This is a genomic window from Terribacillus jepli (assembly GCF_047228925.1).
Lineage (GTDB): Bacteria > Bacillota > Bacilli > Bacillales > Amphibacillaceae > Terribacillus.
In genome coordinates this window covers 146006-163060 of record NZ_JBFEGH010000008.1, presented here as the reverse complement: position 1 = coordinate 163060, position 17055 = coordinate 146006, and the positions used below count along the sequence as shown (strand labels likewise).

Annotated in this window: 17 protein-coding genes and 1 pseudogene; 16 read left to right on the top strand and 2 right to left on the bottom strand. The window is 42.4% G+C overall.

Going from position 1 to position 17055, the window contains the following annotated elements; translation table 11 throughout:
* Nucleotides 1-32: 32 nt before the first annotated feature.
* Nucleotides 33-599: pseudogene (locus tag AB1K91_RS11080) on the bottom strand (transposase); the annotation flags it as partial.
* A 498-nt stretch (nucleotides 600-1097) separates the two neighbouring features.
* On the opposite strand from AB1K91_RS11080, the gene AB1K91_RS11075 reads away from it, so the two are divergent.
* The 9 genes from AB1K91_RS11075 (at nucleotide 1098) to AB1K91_RS11040 (ending at nucleotide 6613) form a co-directional block, all read left to right on the top strand.
* The gene (locus tag AB1K91_RS11075) at nucleotides 1098-1454 is read left to right on the top strand and encodes a DUF4257 domain-containing protein (protein ID WP_413089895.1); all 357 of its coding nucleotides are present in this window, start codon (nucleotides 1098-1100) and stop codon (nucleotides 1452-1454) included.
* A 410-nt stretch (nucleotides 1455-1864) separates the two neighbouring features.
* Nucleotides 1865-2200, top strand: coding sequence for a hypothetical protein (locus AB1K91_RS20010; protein WP_489686333.1), 336 nt, complete (start codon nucleotides 1865-1867; stop codon nucleotides 2198-2200).
* 41 nt (nucleotides 2201-2241) lie between these two features.
* Nucleotides 2242-2637, top strand: a complete 396-nt coding sequence (locus AB1K91_RS11070) for a hypothetical protein (RefSeq protein ID WP_413089894.1) — start codon at nucleotides 2242-2244, stop codon at nucleotides 2635-2637.
* Nucleotides 2638-3002: 365 nt separating this feature from the next.
* Nucleotides 3003-3485 (top strand): hypothetical protein, encoded by a 483-nt coding sequence (locus AB1K91_RS11065; RefSeq protein WP_413089893.1) that lies wholly within the window; start codon nucleotides 3003-3005, stop codon nucleotides 3483-3485.
* A 102-nt stretch (nucleotides 3486-3587) separates the two neighbouring features.
* Entirely contained in the window at nucleotides 3588-4061 is a 474-nt protein-coding gene (locus AB1K91_RS11060) for a response regulator (RefSeq protein ID WP_413089892.1), read from the top strand.
* Between the two features lie 12 nt (nucleotides 4062-4073).
* Entirely contained in the window at nucleotides 4074-4259 is a 186-nt protein-coding gene (locus AB1K91_RS11055; protein WP_413089891.1) for a response regulator transcription factor, read from the top strand.
* Nucleotides 4260-4349: 90 nt separating this feature from the next.
* Entirely contained in the window at nucleotides 4350-4553 is a 204-nt protein-coding gene (locus tag AB1K91_RS11050) for a hypothetical protein (RefSeq protein WP_413089890.1), read from the top strand.
* Nucleotides 4546-5856: a hypothetical protein gene (locus AB1K91_RS11045; protein ID WP_413089889.1), complete on the top strand. Its 1311-nt coding sequence runs from the start codon at nucleotides 4546-4548 to the stop codon at nucleotides 5854-5856. Before AB1K91_RS11050 ends, AB1K91_RS11045 begins: the two co-directional genes overlap by 8 nt.
* A 259-nt stretch (nucleotides 5857-6115) precedes the next feature.
* A complete protein-coding gene (locus AB1K91_RS11040; protein ID WP_413089888.1) occupies nucleotides 6116-6613 on the top strand; it encodes a GNAT family N-acetyltransferase in 498 nt (165 codons plus the stop codon).
* A gap of 32 nt (nucleotides 6614-6645) precedes the next feature.
* Here AB1K91_RS11040 and AB1K91_RS11035 read toward each other — a convergent pair whose 3' ends face one another.
* Entirely contained in the window at nucleotides 6646-8352 is a 1707-nt protein-coding gene (locus AB1K91_RS11035) for an Rqc2 family fibronectin-binding protein (RefSeq protein WP_413089887.1), read from the bottom strand.
* An 88-nt stretch (nucleotides 8353-8440) separates the two neighbouring features.
* Between AB1K91_RS11035 and AB1K91_RS11030 the strand changes: the two genes are divergently transcribed.
* From AB1K91_RS11030 to priA, 7 genes are all read left to right on the top strand, one after another.
* Entirely contained in the window at nucleotides 8441-11083 is a 2643-nt protein-coding gene (locus tag AB1K91_RS11030; protein WP_413089886.1) for a cation-translocating P-type ATPase, read from the top strand.
* 120 nt (nucleotides 11084-11203) lie between these two features.
* Nucleotides 11204-12082: a YicC/YloC family endoribonuclease gene (locus AB1K91_RS11025; RefSeq protein ID WP_413089885.1), complete on the top strand. Its 879-nt coding sequence runs from the start codon at nucleotides 11204-11206 to the stop codon at nucleotides 12080-12082.
* 177 nt (nucleotides 12083-12259) lie between these two features.
* Entirely contained in the window at nucleotides 12260-12520 is a 261-nt protein-coding gene (remA, locus tag AB1K91_RS11020) for an extracellular matrix/biofilm regulator RemA (RefSeq protein WP_093726648.1), read from the top strand.
* Nucleotides 12521-12534: 14 nt separating this feature from the next.
* On the top strand, nucleotides 12535-13149 hold the full coding sequence (gene gmk / locus AB1K91_RS11015; protein ID WP_093726647.1) for a guanylate kinase: 615 nt from the start codon (nucleotides 12535-12537) through the stop codon (nucleotides 13147-13149).
* A gap of 1 nt (nucleotide 13150) precedes the next feature.
* Entirely contained in the window at nucleotides 13151-13348 is a 198-nt protein-coding gene (rpoZ, locus tag AB1K91_RS11010) for a DNA-directed RNA polymerase subunit omega (RefSeq protein ID WP_093726646.1), read from the top strand.
* A 99-nt stretch (nucleotides 13349-13447) separates the two neighbouring features.
* Nucleotides 13448-14656 carry a bifunctional phosphopantothenoylcysteine decarboxylase/phosphopantothenate--cysteine ligase CoaBC gene (gene coaBC / locus AB1K91_RS11005; RefSeq protein ID WP_413089884.1) on the top strand — a complete coding sequence of 403 codons (1209 nt, stop codon included), beginning with the start codon at nucleotides 13448-13450 and terminating at the stop codon, nucleotides 14654-14656.
* Nucleotides 14653-17055 carry a primosomal protein N' gene (gene priA / locus AB1K91_RS11000; RefSeq protein ID WP_413089883.1) on the top strand — a complete coding sequence of 801 codons (2403 nt, stop codon included), beginning with the start codon at nucleotides 14653-14655 and terminating at the stop codon, nucleotides 17053-17055. Before coaBC ends, priA begins: the two co-directional genes overlap by 4 nt.

The following is a 17055-nucleotide window of genomic DNA, read 5'->3' as shown; positions in this document are numbered from 1 at the left end:
TTTCCCTGTCACCTCCTCCCGGCGATTTAGCGCTTTTTTCCCTGTTTTGTGCGTTCTTTCTGGATTGCATTGTCTAAATCTTCCTGGTAAGAACGAGTGGATTCCTGCACTTCCTTCTTGATAAATTTTCGTTTATTCGCATTGGCTTTTAAATGAGTGGAGTCAGTAAATAAGACACGACCTCCGACCATGCGATGTTTCAGTGCCTGTTCTACAATTTCATCAAAGATTTCCTGAAAAATATCTGTGCCATTGAATCGATTACAACGATTCCAGCTAATTGTGGAGTGATGAGGGACGGGATCAGTCAGTTTCAGACCTAAGAACCAACGATAAGCAATGTTAGTCTGGATTTCTTTTTCTAGCTGTCTTTCGGAACGGATACCGAAAAGGTATCCGATAAAGATCATTTTAAAAAGAACAAGAGGGTCTAAGGAAGGACGTCCATTGTCTTCTGAATAGTAAGGACGAACTTTTTCACGAATAAAGGAGAAATCTATGTAGGTATCTATCTTACGCAATAAATGGTTCTCGGGCACAAGTTCTTCTATAGTTACGATTTCAAGAGCTGTCTGGTCGTTCTCTCTAGAATTTAACATCTCAGCACCGCCTTTTAGTCGTTTATTCTATTATAAAAAAGTTAGAAAAAGAAATGAACCCAAAATAAAAAGGCTGTCGAGACTATCTCGACAGCCTGAAGACCAGGAGATAATCACCTGGTCCTTTTTTTCAAGCAATTCTCTCTTAAATCAAAGCATACTCATAGCAACTAGAGAGATAATCCAAAAGATTACACTAGGTTCTACTGATACTACTACTCCATCTAATCCTTTTTTATAATACACATTTATACCCCCTTTATCTTTATACACCTAATTTACAATAAAAAATCCGAGCTAACGGTCACATTCTTATCAAGAAGAAAAAAACTTTTAATTTTTCTACATTATTAGTAAGATAAAGAAGTAAACTCTTTATTTTTCATTTCATTGCGACCATTCCATGGTTAGCTGTATCACAAAACAAACTCAAAGCGATCTTTGGATCGATGTTTAAGCTTTTTTGCTTATGCATCCTCCTAGATCGCTTTTTTTGTTTTGCAGAAAGGAGGGGGCTTAAATGATCAAATTAGTACTAATGGCAGGAATTATAGGAGGTGTAACGGTGTTATATCTCATCTATTGAGAAACGGTAGAGTCCTAATTTATCCAAAAAGAAAACAGAGACCGAAAGGATTATATCTCGGATTTATTGCTGATTTTCTGTTTGGATCCGCGGCAGCTATCTTTGCTGTAACATACCTGGTTTCTGACTCATTTGATGTAAAAACTATAGTAGGCATTTCTATCTTAGCTGGACTTAGTGCAGAGAATGTCCTTTTACAAAAGGAATTGAACACCGAGCGGACAAAGATAGAGAGTATGGACAGGATTAACGATCGATTAAGTAAATAAAGGGAGAGTTGAACATTGGTGAATAAAGATCTTAATCGAAGCGATAAGCAGAAGTTAAGAGAGTTAATGGACAAACTTCGGAACGCAAGTACTGTAAGGGAAATTGATCAGTATGAGAATCAAATAAACAGTCTGCTGGACCAATCAAATATGAGGAAATTCAGAGTTAGAAAGGCGTACTTTGAAACTCCTACATACAGTGAGGAAAATAACAATCTTGAAAGAGTATAAAAAGGCAGCCCACTCGTGGCTGCTTTTTTATAAAGAGAGAGATATTGTGAAAGACATATTTTAGTCTTTATTAAATAAAAGAAAAAGAAAGTTAAACTCTAACGCCAACTTAAAAAAGACATTTTACTTATAAGAATTCATTAAATTGTAATTATAAAAAACCGATATTAATTATATAAATGAAGTTGAGAGGTGTAAGTATGAATGATAATAGTAAAGAAAAGTATAAAACGCTTTTTAGTAGTCGGTTTGTAGAGAGTACATCAATTATAGCGGTAATAACAGTATTTTTTTACTTATTTTCCTACGCATTTAAATTGGGTTATTATTCTTATTTTAATATACCTAGTTATTACGTTAAATTTGATATGAATAACATCGCACCGTTTGGGTCGTTCTTTATAGCTTTAGCTTTGATGATATTATTTTTGTTGGTAACGACAATAGTATCGATAATTCTATCAGACAATGTGCTAAAACTTGATGCAACTATTGAAAAAAACTATCAAAAATAGGAGTTAATGAATTAATATATTATCTAATAAAGCATTTAGTTATGTTGTTAATAGTTCTGGCTTGCTTGGGGATAATTATTTGGGGATTTTATACAGAAGAGATACGATTAAGTCATATAGTTTGGACAGTAGTACTTTTATCAGTGGCAGGTTTATATCTTTTATTAATAAAGATGGACAAAAAATTAATTTGGTTAAAAATATCCACTATCCTCTCAGGGGGATTAGTACTAGTCTTTTTGACTTCTCTATACCTAGGTGATTATTATGCAAGAAGCACTGAAGATTTCCCTACAACTACCATAGACTCAATAGAGTATTCAATCATAGACTTATACGATAAAGGATACTATCTTGTTAAGAATTTAGAAGATAGTGAAAAAGATAATGAATTTGAGATTGTTGAATTGAAGGAAGTTAAAGAGATAACATATTAAATTCAAAAGCGATTATCTTAAACAGCACTTTTAGTGCTGTTTATTCTTTCTAAACCCATCTAATTAAATTCTCAGATTTAGTTTACCATTTGCAGTAAGGCGTGGTAGTTCGGTAACTAGAGTAAGCGCTCTCTAAGTACCATAGGAATTACGATTGCATTTATTTCTCATCCCTCCATAACATCAACATCCTTTGGAACTTTTATTGATTTACTTCGATAGTTATTTTTTTATATTAATTGCATACAATACCAAATCAAGATATAGTATAATCCTAGTAAATACATATGTTAGGGAAAAGCCCGATTATTGCATTTTAATTAATGCATTAATCGGGCTTTTTTCTATCTTTTAGGAGAGAAATAATGAAAAAGCTGAAAGTTATAGTTATGATTCTGATGGCAAGTGTTCTATGCGTAGCGTGTTCTTCTAAAGAGAAGGAGGAACAAACTGCAGAAGCGGCAGCCGGCCAAGCGGAGGTTGAATACGGAAAACACCTTGGACAAGTATTTACAAGCTCAGAGAAGCTGTTATCTTCTCTAAATAGTGCTTTGGATGGTCTTTATAAGGGAACGACTTCAGAAGCGCAGCTAAAGAAGATATTATCAGATAATGTAATTGATGAATCTAGGGAACTTGTAAAAACCGTTGAGTCTTTCGATGTCGATCCAAGTTTCTACGCGGTTGATCAGCTTGTAAGTGAATATATCAATATGCAGCATTATTTATTCCAGGATGCGATGGAAATGGTCAATCAAGAGAAACTGGATAAGGATAAAATACGTAAGAGTGTAGAGGAACTTAAAGCGATGCAATCAGAAATCAATAACCAGTGGCAACAATTATAATCCATAAATCACCCATAACTGGGTGATTTTTCATTGCTACAATCTTACAAATAAGAGTTAATATTTAGTAATATTAAGCTAGCGTTAGAGAGGGGAACATTAGTGAATAGGGACACAATAGAGATATGTATAATTGATCCGCAGCCATTATATAGAGAGGGAATAAAATTAATCTTATCCAATTGTAAGAACATAGTCATTAAAGCTGAGGGAGGGAGTATAAGGGACGTAGAAGAGATACTAGATTATAGGGGCTCTCCTATACTCTTATTCGCTAATAACCACCCACGTGATCTTCAGGATATTGAAGTTATCAAAAAATATAATCATCACTTTCGGATAGTATCTCTGTCGGAGTATATTGATGAGAGTATAGTTACAGAAGCAATTAAGAGGGGAGCGGATGCATTTATCGTTAAGGATAAAGCTGGTTCAGAGGACCTTATTAATGCTATATATTCCTTACATAATGAAGGATGTTATTTGCATCCTTGTATCACCAAATTTGTTATAGATGAGTATAGAAAGCTTGTATTTAAGACTGAGCAGCATCGCTATGTTAATAGTGGTTTGTAGTCCCATCCTAACTTGACTAAAAGAGAGGAAGAGACACTCGAACTTATAGCAGAAGGGCTATCTAACAAAGATATTGGCAAGAAACTGCATATTAGCGAAAAGACAGTAAAAAACCATGTAAGCAAATTGATGAGAAAATTGAATGTAAATGATCGTACTCAAGCAATTATTCTTGCATTCAAGAATGGCTGGTTATAATAGGTGGGGTTGGTAATTAATCCTACCAAGGTAATATTAATCGTGATAAAATTAACGATAATAAATAATGAACTTAAGAGGTGACATTATATGAGTGAGCCTATCATCATAGCTATTATAGGGGCAGTTGCTACCGTGACCGCAGCTTTAATAACAAAATCAGCTGTAACCAGAAAGAAAAACAAGATTAATAAAAACACAGGAACTTTTATTGATCAGTCCGGAAGTAATAATGTTGCTCACTCATGTACTACTATCAATTACCATGGTACTGAAGGCAAGAATCGTGAATAAGAATACTATCAAACAACCTGGTAATGGAAATGTTGCTTTTCAAAATACAACAGTAAATATTTATCAATCACCAACAAAAAGACAACAACTCGAGGCAGCAAAAAGGAAAGGGGATCAAAAGGAAGTTTACGAAATTGCTAAAGAAATGTACAAAGAAGTTGATGACGCTCATCCTTTTTATCCGCATTACAGATATAGATATGATGGGGAAAAACTTAGACATGAAGCGACTAGTAGGGAAGCGGCACTAAAACACCCATTAACTTATCGGGGTAACTTCAACATCTCAAGGGATCAAATGAGAGGATTTACAAATCTGGATGACTTGTTCAATGATGCATCATATAAGGAGTACGGTATTAAAATATCTGTATCTGAACTCAACGCCTTCATTGACGGTACAGAAGTAATAAACGACAGAGAAATTGATGAACAGTGGGAATTAAAAGTTATATCTAATTTGCCCAAAGTTAAAACTAAATTATATTTCCTCAATGAAGATATTGAAAAATCAATACTAGACTATCTTGAAATTACTGTTGAGCATTACAATCGTAAATCCAACGTTTTAACACTCAGTAACAGAAAACAGAAAACGATTCCAATCACTCTAACTATTACGATTTATTTAGATAATCAAATAGTACAAGGAGAACTTGTCGCAATACAAAAATGCAATCTAAAAGTAGACTTAAGAAAAGAAAATCAAGGGAATATAGCTGATACACTTCAATTTCTCAGGGTTCTTGAGAGTCTCAAAACTCAAAAGGAGATTATTTTCAAAAACTTAGAAACTAATAGCATATTTTATAAATGTGACGTACATTTTCATGGACCGTTAGAAGAGTTAAGAGAACGAATTACAGCGTTGAATAGGCTACTTGAGATCGAGAGATATTACAATGTGAGCTTTGATTTACCTGATAAGGTAAGCGAATCAGAGGAAGAAGCTATTGAAATCTTAGAAAAAAGCATGCGGAAGAAATCTATATACAAAACCATTAAAACTGTTCGATGGAAAGGTATCAATAGAGAGACAGTAAGCAATCTGATAAATGAGTGTACGAATAAGAAAGTTTATTCTGTAGCAGAAGTTTATACAGGCCCTGAAGGAAGAATAGAACTATTCGGTGCTACAATAAAGATAAAAGAACGTATTATTTTTTATGAAAGTCTGAAGATTAAAGATTATGATAGAGTATCAAAAAAGCTAGAGTTAATGGATGAAGAAGATACACTAACTGTGAACTTTTTGCCAGGTGATAGCAATGTCTGTAAAGACACATTCACTTTTGATGTATAATAAATTTTTGTTTGGTAGAGGAATAGACCAGAAAAATATCTGGTCTATTCCACCTTAAAAATAATCTAGTTTACATAAGATATATTATAGGGAGTTATAGATTTATTTCTAAAAGCATATGCCTTTTTTGATCCAACTTTTTATTGCCTCATTATTCTTATAGCGCATTTACACTATCATCAATATGATAGAATCTCAATTATAGCGACAAGTAATTATGCTAACCAATATAAAAAGCTGTTTGGAATGGAGAGTAGCTATGGAAACCAAGGAACTCACAAAAATCGGCTCATTTAAAGAAGAACTTGCTAGTTTATTTCAAATAATAGTCGCCGATGGTGCTTCCATGAATTATTTGCACCCAATGAGCAAGGAAACAGCATTATCGTATTGGGATTCTTTACTCTCAGAACATGTTCGGCTCTTTGTTGGTCTTATTGATGGCCAAATTGCAGGGACTGTACAGCTGCAGTTCAGTGACAAAGAAAACGGCCAGCATCGTGCTGAAGTAGCGAAGTTGATGACACATCCGGAGCATCGAAAGAAAGGGGTAGCCCGAAAGCTGTTACAGCACGTAGAACAAGTGGCTAAAGATGAAGGTAAGACCTTATTGCTGCTTGATACAGAAAGAAATGGACCAGCCAATTTGCTTTATCAGTCTGAAGGGTATGTGCTGTTTGGAGAAGTGCCGGATTTTGCGCAGGACGCATTTGGTACGCTTTTAGCTGGTAATTTTTATTACAAATTATTGAAATAAAATAAGGAAGTGCGCTGCTGCAGCGCACTTCCTTATTTTTTCGCCAAACGTTTTACAAACTGCTCATCTGGTGTGACATACAACGTCTTTTGCTGATCATATGTCACAAAACCAGGCTTCGCGCCATTCGGTTTCTTCACGTGACGAATCTTTGTATAGTCGACAGGTACAGAGGAAGAAAGTCTGGATTTACTGAACCACGCAGCCAGTTTAGCTGCTTCCTCCAATGTTTCCTCTGACGGTTCTGCAGAGCGGATCACCACGTGGGAACCTGGGATATCCTTCGTATGAAGCCAAGTATCCTGTTTGTTCGCAAGCTTCATCGTCAAGTATTCATTCTGCTTGTTATTATGTCCGACGAGAATCGTTGTACCGTCGGTTGCGGTGTATGTTTCCGGTTCGGGAAGATTCGTTTTTTTGTTCTTCTTTTGCTGCGTTTTAGCCTTCAGATAGCCCTGTTCCCGCAATTCTTCTCGGATTTCCTCTACATCCTGTTCGCGGGCGCCTTCGACTTGCTGGATGAGCTGATCCAGGTAGTCGATTTCCGCATTGGTTTTCTCCAGCTCCAACTCAACCATCGTTCGCGATTTCTTCAGCTTATTGTACTGTTTGAAGTAGCTTTGGGCATTTTCGCTCGGTGTTTTATGCGGATTGAGTGTAATGGTGAGCTGCTGTTGTTCTGGATCATAGTAATTAATGACGACAGCTTCGGTGTCCCCTTGCTTTATTTGATGCATATGAGCAGTCAGCAGCTCGCCGCGTCGCTGGTAGTTGTCAGCTTTCTCTGCTTTTTTCAGTGTGTTTTCATGGATAGACAGCTTCCGGATATTCTTTTCCCGTTCATTTTTCAAGAAACGAATCAAGTCGCCAGCCTGCTGTTTGACACGATCACGTTCGGCTTTTCCGGAGTAAAAAGCATCTATTAGTTCACTCATCGAATTGTACTGTTCCCGCACACCTTCGATAGAAGCAAGGTCCATGACGTAGAAGTCTTCTTTCTTTCCTTTAAAATAAGTGGGCTGATAGTCATCGCACTTCAGCTTGTCGATGAAATATGTGAAAACCTCAGCGTATTTCTCTTTATCACCCATATAAGCCTGCTCAGCCATTTCGTTGGCCAAGACAGGGGATACGCCTTGCAGTAGATTCAAAATTTGTTTGTTGATCTTTCCTGCGTTGAAGTCCAGCTTGCGTGCAAACTCGGCTGGATCCAGATTAAAAGGATTCAGCTTTTCCTGGCTCGGCGGCAGTTTATATGTTTGTCCCGGCAGGATGGTACGGTGCCGGTTCACACTGGATGAGATATGTTTGATGCTGTCGATGATCATGTCCGTTTCATTATCGACCAGCATGATGTTGCTGTGTTTGCCCATCACTTCCATGATGATGCGTTTTGATGTCGTATCACCGAGCTCATCTTTACTGATGAAACTGAGCTGAATGATCCTTTCGTTTTCGAATTGTTCCACTTTTTCCAGGAATCCGCCTGCCAGATGCTTGCGCAGAAGCATACAGAACATCGGAGGGTTTTGCGGATTTTGGTAGGTATCGTTTGTAATATGCACACGTGCATAGCTTGGGTGCGCCGATAAGACAAGTGCGTGATTCTTCCCTTGACTGCGGAAGGTGAGCACGATTTCTGTATCAGTCGGCTGGTATATTTTTGATAAGCGGCCGGTCGCCAATGTGTCATGGAGCTCCTTGGCCATTGCTCTGGTTACGATTCCGTCAAATGCCATATGTTTCACCTCATTCTCTGCTAGTATAGCATTTTATCGGACAAGCACGCATACATTTACTTTAGAAATAAGGGTGGAGGTATGCAATGTGCGATGGTATCAGATTTCAGCAGATGAAACAGCTAAACAAACAAATTCCGATCCTCACAAAGGACTTAGCACAAAAGAAGTGCAGCAGCGACTGAAGCGGGACGGAAGGAATGAATGGAAAGAGGAAAAAGGTGTTTCCCAGCTTGCACTGTTCTTTGGCCAATTCAAGGACTTCATGGTTCTGGTGCTCCTCGTTGCAACAGTCATCTCGGGATTGCTGGGCGAGTATATCGATAGTATCGCCATCCTGCTGATCGTCGTGCTGAATGCACTTATCGGCTTTTTCCAGGAAAGGAATGCCGAAAAATCACTCAGCAAGCTGAAGGAATTGAATGCTCCGATGGCCAAGGTGCTGCGGGATGGACAATGGTCAAAAATTTCGTCGGCCGAACTGGTCGTAGGCGATGTTGTGTCATTGTCAGCGGGTGATCGTGTACCTGCCGATTTGCGGTTGGTTTCTGTCACGAGTTTGGAAACAGAAGAATCGGCCCTTACCGGAGAATCGCTGCCGGTGGCCAAAGTGACAGAGAAACTTGAATCAGATCAGCTGGGACCACAGGATCAGCTTAATATCGCCTTCATGAGTTCACTTGTCACGAGGGGGAGCGGTACCGGCATTGTCATTGGCACAGGTTCCGATACGGCAGTCGGGCAAATCGCCGAGCTGCTTGTGGATACGAAAAGAAAAGAAACGCCGCTCGAGAGAAGGCTGGAGAAGCTCGGGAAGGTCTTGATCGTCATCGCCTTGCTTCTTACTGCTTTGACCGTTTTGGCAGGTGTGTATCGAGGCAATCCTGTATATGAGATGCTGATTGCCGGTGTATCGCTTGCTGTGGCAGTCATTCCGGAAGGCCTGCCGGCGATCGTGACCGTGGCTCTGTCGCTCGGCGTACAACGCATGATTAAACAAAAAGCGATTGTCAGACGTTTGTCAGCCGTGGAAACACTCGGCTCCGCAACGGTTATCTGTTCGGATAAAACAGGAACACTCACAGAAAACCAAATGACCGTGAAAGAAATTTATCTGGATGGAAACACCTACACGGTCACAGGAGATGGCTACGATCCATCCGGCGGATTTTACCGCGACGATAAAGAATCGAAGGAAGAAGCACTGCAGCAATTCCTACGCTATGGTGTGCTTTCAAGTCATGCGAAGGTATTCCGGAAAAAGAAGCGTTGGATGATTGATGGCGATCCAACAGAAGGCGCATTGGTTGTCGCAGCCAAAAAGGCAGGAATAGATGAAGAGAAGCTCTCTGACTATGATATTTTGCACGAGATTCCTTTTGACTCGAAGCGTAAACGGATGACAGTGCTGGTAAGGACGCCAGATGGCAAACAAATAGCCATCACCAAAGGTGCACCAGATGTTTTAATAGAAAAAGCTGCGTATCTCGGAGCAGATAAAAAGCTGCTTGCTGATAAGGATAAGCGGAAATTATATGAAGCCGTCGATCAAATGGCGGCCAAAGCGCTTCGTACGATTGCAGTCTGTATTCGTCAGTTCCCGGCAGGTTACGAACCGAAAGAAGAAGAACTGGAGAAAGAAATGAGCTTCATCGGGCTGAATGGATTAATCGACCCGCCGCGCAAGGAAGCAAGGGATGCTATCATCGACTGTCGCAAAGCCGGCATCAAAACGATCATGATAACAGGCGACCATGTCAAGACGGCCACGGCAATTGCCAATATGCTGCATATCCTGCCGCCAGCAGGAAAGGTAGTGGAAGGTAAAGATTTGGATCATATGTCAGACGAAGAACTGCAGGCAGATGTAGATAAAATGTATGTGTTTGCGCGGGTTACACCGGAGCATAAGCTCAGGATAGTCCAAGCTCTGCAGAAGGTCGGTCATATCGTTGCCATGACCGGTGATGGTGTCAACGATGCCCCGGCTATCAAAGCTAGTGATATCGGGATAAGCATGGGTGTGACTGGTACAGACGTTGCCAAAGAAGCATGTGCACTTGTCTTGATGGATGATAATTTTGCCACGATCAAAGCAGCCATCAAGGAAGGGCGCACCATCTATTCGAATATAAGAAAGTTTGTACGCTATTTGCTCGCCTCCAATGTAGGGGAAATCTTGGTGATGCTGTTTGCCATGATCCTGGCATTGCCGATGCCGCTTGTGCCTATTCAAATATTATGGGTGAATCTAGTGACAGACGGTCTGCCGGCCATTGCCCTCGGTATGGACAAGGCAGAGGATGAGGTGATGAAACAGAAACCGCGTCATCCCAATGAAGGAATCTTTGCCAGAGGTCTTGGCACAAAAATCGTCACCCGCGGTATCTTGATCGGATCCGTGACGATCATTGCGTTCATGCTGATGTACCAAGGAGATCCGGAAAGGCTGGTTTATGCCCAGACAGCAGCATTTACTACATTGGTAATGGCACAGCTGATCCACGTATTCGACTGCCGCAGTGAGAAATCGGTATTTGCTCGTAATCCTTTGGGGAATGTCTGGCTTATCGGAGCCGTTCTTTCGTCCATCATTCTATTACTCGCTGTCATCTATGTCGGCCCGTTGCAGCCAATCTTCCATACGACAGACTTGATCATGCGGGATTGGATGCTGATTTTGGCATTGAGCGCAATGCCGACCGTACTTTTCGGTTTTATTAAAAAATAAGTTGAGAAGCATGCTGTTCACTCGAATAGCATGCTTTTATGTTTTTCCTCCGTTGCTCAAGCAGGACAAACAGTTGCGATTTTGATACACTGTGACTACCAAAAAGCCGGAGGGATCAGCTTGACTAGGAGTATGACAGGGTATGGAAGAGGTACGGCATCCGGAAGCGGTTTGAATGTCACAGCGGAATTAAAAAGCGTCAATTACAGGTACTTGGATATAAAATGCAAGCTGCCAAAAGCTGCCGCCGTTTTAGAAGCGACTGTGAAGGATCAGCTGCAGCAAGCTGTCAGCAGGGGGAAGCTTGAGCTGACAGTGGATGTGGAAGGCGGGGCATTGCGAAAACGAGAAATATCCATTGACTGGGAATTAGCGGAAGCTTATATGGTTAAGCTGAAAGCTATAAAGTCAGCATTCGATCTGCGTGGCGATATTACGATCGACACATTGCTGACGCAATCGGCAGATATTCTTGTGGAAGAAGCACAGCCTGAGCTGACGGAACTGCCTGGATTGGTGGATAAGGCATTGCAAGAAGCACTTGGAGAATTCCTCTTGATGCGGATGACAGAAGGAACTGCTTTGGCAAGTGACATCCAGAACAGGATGACGGCCATTCAAGCGATGCTGAAACAGCTGACAGAGCTACGGCCCCAAGTGATGGAAGCATACAAACAACGCATCGAGGACAGGGTTGCAAGCTATGTTGACGACGGATTACCGGAAAGCAGCCGCTTGCATCAGGAAATAGCGCTGCTGGCTGAAAAAGGGGATATAACAGAGGAACTCATTCGGTTGGAAAGTCATTTGGACCAGCTTGCTGTGAACCTGGAGAAAAAAGGGCCAGTCGGCAGGACATGTGATTTCATCCTGCAGGAAATGCAGCGGGAAGTGAATACAATCGGATCCAAGTCGACAGCTTCCTCCATCAGTATAATCGTTGTCAGCCTCAAATCGGAGCTGGAGAAAATAAAAGAACAAGTGCAAAATATAGAATAGTATTGAGTTTATCAATCAGTATAATTATAATGTAAGATAGTCTCATTAAGTAAAATAAATATATTTAATGATAAAGGTAAAATAATTATCATCATCCCTTTACTTGAAAGAGAGATCAATATAATTATTTTGCAGCGCCAGTCAAGAAGAGCAGTACAGCAGGAAGGGAGAAGCAAGATGAGTCTGAAATTAATCAATATCGGTTTCGGAAATGTCGTTTCTGCAACCAGGATTATCTCGATAGTTTCTCCTGAATCGGCTCCCATCAAGCGTATCATCACGGTTGCCCGTGATGCGAATAAGCTGGTGGATGCTACATATGGTCGGCGAACAAGAGCTGTCATCATCACAGATAGTGATCACGTCATCCTCTCGGCTGTACAGCCAGAGACGGTGGGCCAGCGTGTCCTGCGTGACGATGAACTATCTGAGGAATAGCTAGGAGGAAGCACATGATTGAACAGAAAGGGATCCTTTTCATCCTGTCCGGACCTTCCGGTGTCGGAAAAGGGACAGTAAGGAAGGCATTATTCGAACAGGACACACATCTTCGCTACTCGATCAGCATGACAACAAGGAACATGCGGCCAGGTGAACAAGATGGCGTGGACTATTTCTATAAATCGAAGGAAGAATTCGAACATTTGATTGGCCAGAATAAGCTCCTTGAATATGCGAGCTATGTAGACAATTATTATGGCACTCCTCGTGATTATGTAGAAGAGACTTTGGAAGCAGGTCATGATGTCTTTCTCGAAATTGAAGTACAAGGTGCACTTCAGGTGAAAGAGAACTTCCCGCAAGGCGTTTTCATTTTCCTCATTCCGCCAAGTCTGGAGGAATTGAAGAATCGTATCGTCGGACGTGGAACCGAAACACCAGATCTTGTCAAGAACCGTTTGAACGCTGCCCGGGACGAAATCGAGATGATGGATGCTTATGACTATGTCGTGGTCAATGATCAGCTAGATCATGCTGTGTCGAAAATCCAATCCATCGTCCAGAGTGAACATTGCAAGCGCGAGCGTGTCGCAAAAGAATACAAGAAAGCATTGGAGGTAAATTGATATGATGCTAGAACCGTCTATTGATAAACTACAGGAAAAAATCAATTCGAAATACACTTTGGTCTCATTGTCATCCCAGCGTGCTCGTCAGCTGCAGGAGACAAAGACAACGAAGATTGCCAATCCGAAATCTCATAAATACGTTGGTATTGCGCTGGAAGAAATCCAAGCTGATCAATTGGAATATACAGAAGAATAAACGGTGAGGATGCCAGGTGCATCCGATGGAGATGCCCTCGCGATGGTGAACACCTAGCGGGGGTTTCTTTCTTATTGTCCATCAGGAGGGGGAAGTGAAATGAATTTAGCTGGAAAGACGATTTGTCTCGGAGTTTCCGGAGGAATTGCAGCGTATAAAGCATGTGCACTGACAAGCAAACTGACTCAAAAGGGTGCAGATGTGCACGTCATCATGACAAAGCATGCCGCAGAATTCGTGACACCGCTTACGTTCCAAGCTTTATCCCGTAACCCGGTATACATTGATACATTTGATGAGAAGCATCCGGAGAAAATCGCCCATATCGACCTGGCAGATAAAGCAGATATATTCCTGTTGGCACCAGCAACAGCCAACCTGATCGGAAAGCTTGCCAATGGTATCGCAGACGATATGCTTACGACGACATTGCTTGCGACCGAGGCACCTGTCTATATAGCGCCTGCGATGAATGTCCATATGTATGCGCATCCTGCCGTCATTCGCAATATGCAGCAGTTGGATGATTGGGGCTATCATTTTATCGAACCGGAAGCAGGTTATCTTGCTTGTGGATATGTCGGCAAAGGCAGACTGGAAGAACCGGAATCCATCATCCGAATCCTGGAAGAAAGAAATGAACCTATACGTGATTTGGCGGGTAAACGTGTGTTAGTCACGGCCGGCCCGACTCAGGAAACGATCGATCCGGTCCGTTTCTTTACGAATCATTCCTCGGGCAAGATGGGTTATGCTCTTGCCGAAGCGGCCGCTAGACGCGGAGCAGATGTTACCTTAGTGAGCGGACCGACCCAGCTGATTGCACCTCGGAGTGTAAAGCGAGTGGATATTACGAGTGCCCAGGATATGCTCGATCAAGTACTGGCTCGGTATGAGGAGCAGGACATCGTCATTAAGGCAGCAGCTGTAGCTGACTATCGGCCAGTGCAGACTTTTGATTCCAAAATGAAGAAAAAGGATGGCAATTTGTCAATCGAGTTGGAACGTACGACCGATATCCTCCAAACGCTCGGACAGCGGAAACAGCACCAGTTCCTAGTCGGCTTTGCGGCAGAGACAGACAATGCAATAGAATATGGCAAAGGGAAGCTTGAGCGTAAGCGTCTGGATGCCATTTGCGTGAATACAGTCGGAAAAGCAGACAGCGGTTTTCAATCCGACACCAATGAAGTGATTTATTTGAATAAAGAAGGCAAGGAACAGCATCTTCCTACTGAAACGAAGAAACAAATCGCTCACCGGATTTTGGATGAAATCCTGGAAGATATGGAGGCTGACAGAAAATGAACATCGCGAAGGTTGTTGTTGACGTCCCGGCTAGTCAGACCGACCGCGTGTATGATTATCTGATACCAGAGAATATGATTGGCGTCCTGCAGCCGGGGATGCGTGTCGTCGTGCCATTCGGAAATCGCCGCATCATGGGTTTTGTCCTGGAGATCGGCAGCTCAGCTGAAGTGGACAAGCTGAAGGAAATACAGGAAACGATGGATTTGCTTCCGGCACTGACACCTGAATTGCTTGATTTGGGAGTGTGGATGGGAGAGCAGACATTGAGTTTCCACATCACAGCTCTCCAGGCAATGCTGCCCCAAGCGATGAAGGCGAAATATCAGAAACTGCTTATCCGGACAGGAGATATACCGGAAGCTTTGCAGCCGCTGTTTCTGGAAGGAGACACTGCTGGTTATGAACAATTTGAGCATAGCGGCGTACCATTAGCAACGCTCCAGCAAGCGATCAAAGCCGGGCAGATTGAACTGCATTATCAAGTCAACTCCAAGGAAACGAAGAAAACAATCCGGATGGTGGATGCCAGCAAGAACGTGGAAGAACTTCAAAAGGCTCTTGAATCCGTGAATGCTCGTGCCATGAAACAAAGAGCGCTGCTTGAGCATTTTATCGAAGAGCCAGGACCGATCGTACAAAAGCACTTGCTCGACATGTATGAGACGACAGCATCCACTCTCAAGCCATTGCTGGAAACAGGCTTGCTCCACTCATATGACAAAGAAGTGCTCCGGGACCCATATGAAGATAGGCAAATTGAACGTACAAGGCCGCTGCAGCTTTCAGATTCACAGGCAAAAGCACTTGAACCGATCCTGGGGAGCATCCAGTCGGAATCACATGAAGTATTCCTATTGCATGGTGTCACGGGAAGCGGGAAAACGGAAGTATACTTGCAGGCAATCCAGCAAGTACTTGAAAAAGGACAGGAAGCCATTGTGCTCGTTCCCGAAATTGCACTTACCCCACAGACAGTCAACCGATTCAAAGGTAGATTCGGCTCTGACGTTGCCGTGCTCCACAGTGCTTTATCAGCAGGTGAAAAATATGATGAGTGGCGGAAAATTCAGCGAAATCAAGTCAAGGTAGCTGTCGGAGCAAGATCCGCCATTTTCGCACCTTTTGAGAATTTGGGGATCATCATCATTGATGAAGAGCATGAAACAAGCTACAAGCAGGAAGATCATCCGAAATACCATGCCAGGGACATAGCCGTTTTTCGAGGGGAGTATCATCAGGCTCCTGTTGTCCTTGGCAGTGCGACACCTTCGCTCGAATCATTTGCCAGAGCGGAAAAAGGTGTCTACCACATGTTGGAGCTGCCCGAACGCGTGAATCAAGCAGCGATGCCCGATTATCAAATCGTCGATATGAGGGATGAATTGCATGCGGGAAATCGTTCGATCTTCTCCCGGGATTTACTGGAACAAATGAAGGAGCGCTTGCGCAGAAAGGAACAGACCGTTTTGTTCTTGAATCGCCGGGGTTACAGTACCTTTGTCATGTGCCGTGACTGCGGTCATACGGTTGAGTGCCCGCATTGCGATATTACATTGACTTATCATAGGAGCAGTGAACAGCTAAAATGTCATTATTGCGGCTATGAAGAACCGATTCCTTCGATTTGTCCGGCTTGTGAAAGTGATACGATCCGCTACTTCGGAACTGGTACTCAAAAAGTCGAAGAAGCGCTCACGCAGCTCCTCCCGGAAGCACGTGTCATCCGGATGGATGTCGATACGACGAGAAGAAAAGGTGCACATGAAAAGCTGCTAGGTGCATTTGGCAGAGGCGAAGCCGATATCTTGCTCGGTACCCAGATGATCGCAAAAGGTCTGGATTTTGAAAAAGTGACGCTTGTTGGTGTCCTGGCAGCAGACTCGATGCTGCATCTGCCGGATTTCCGAGCTGCAGAGAAAACATTCCAGCTGCTGACACAGGTAAGCGGACGTGCGGGACGGCACAGCTTGCCTGGTGAAGTCATCATCCAGACTTATTCGCCGGAACATTATAGTGTCGAACTGGCTGCAGCAGGCGATTACCGCCCATTTTTCCAAACAGAAATGCAAACACGCCGGGCCTTTCAATATCCGCCGTACTATTATCTGGCGCTCATGACCATCAGCCACCAGAACCAAGTGAAGGCGATGCAGACGACACAGACAATCGTACAGCTGCTGCAGAAGCATTTGTCCGACCAAGTCCGGATTCTTGGACCGACTCCATCACCACTGGCGCGGATCAAAGATAGATATCGCTTCCAGTGCATGGTAAAATACAAAAACGAACCGAACCTTCGGGATGTGATCAGGAGAATCCTCCATCATTACGAAGACGCACGGAAAAAAGAAGATTTGCAAATACATGTTGATTTACAGCCGTATTCGCTCATGTAG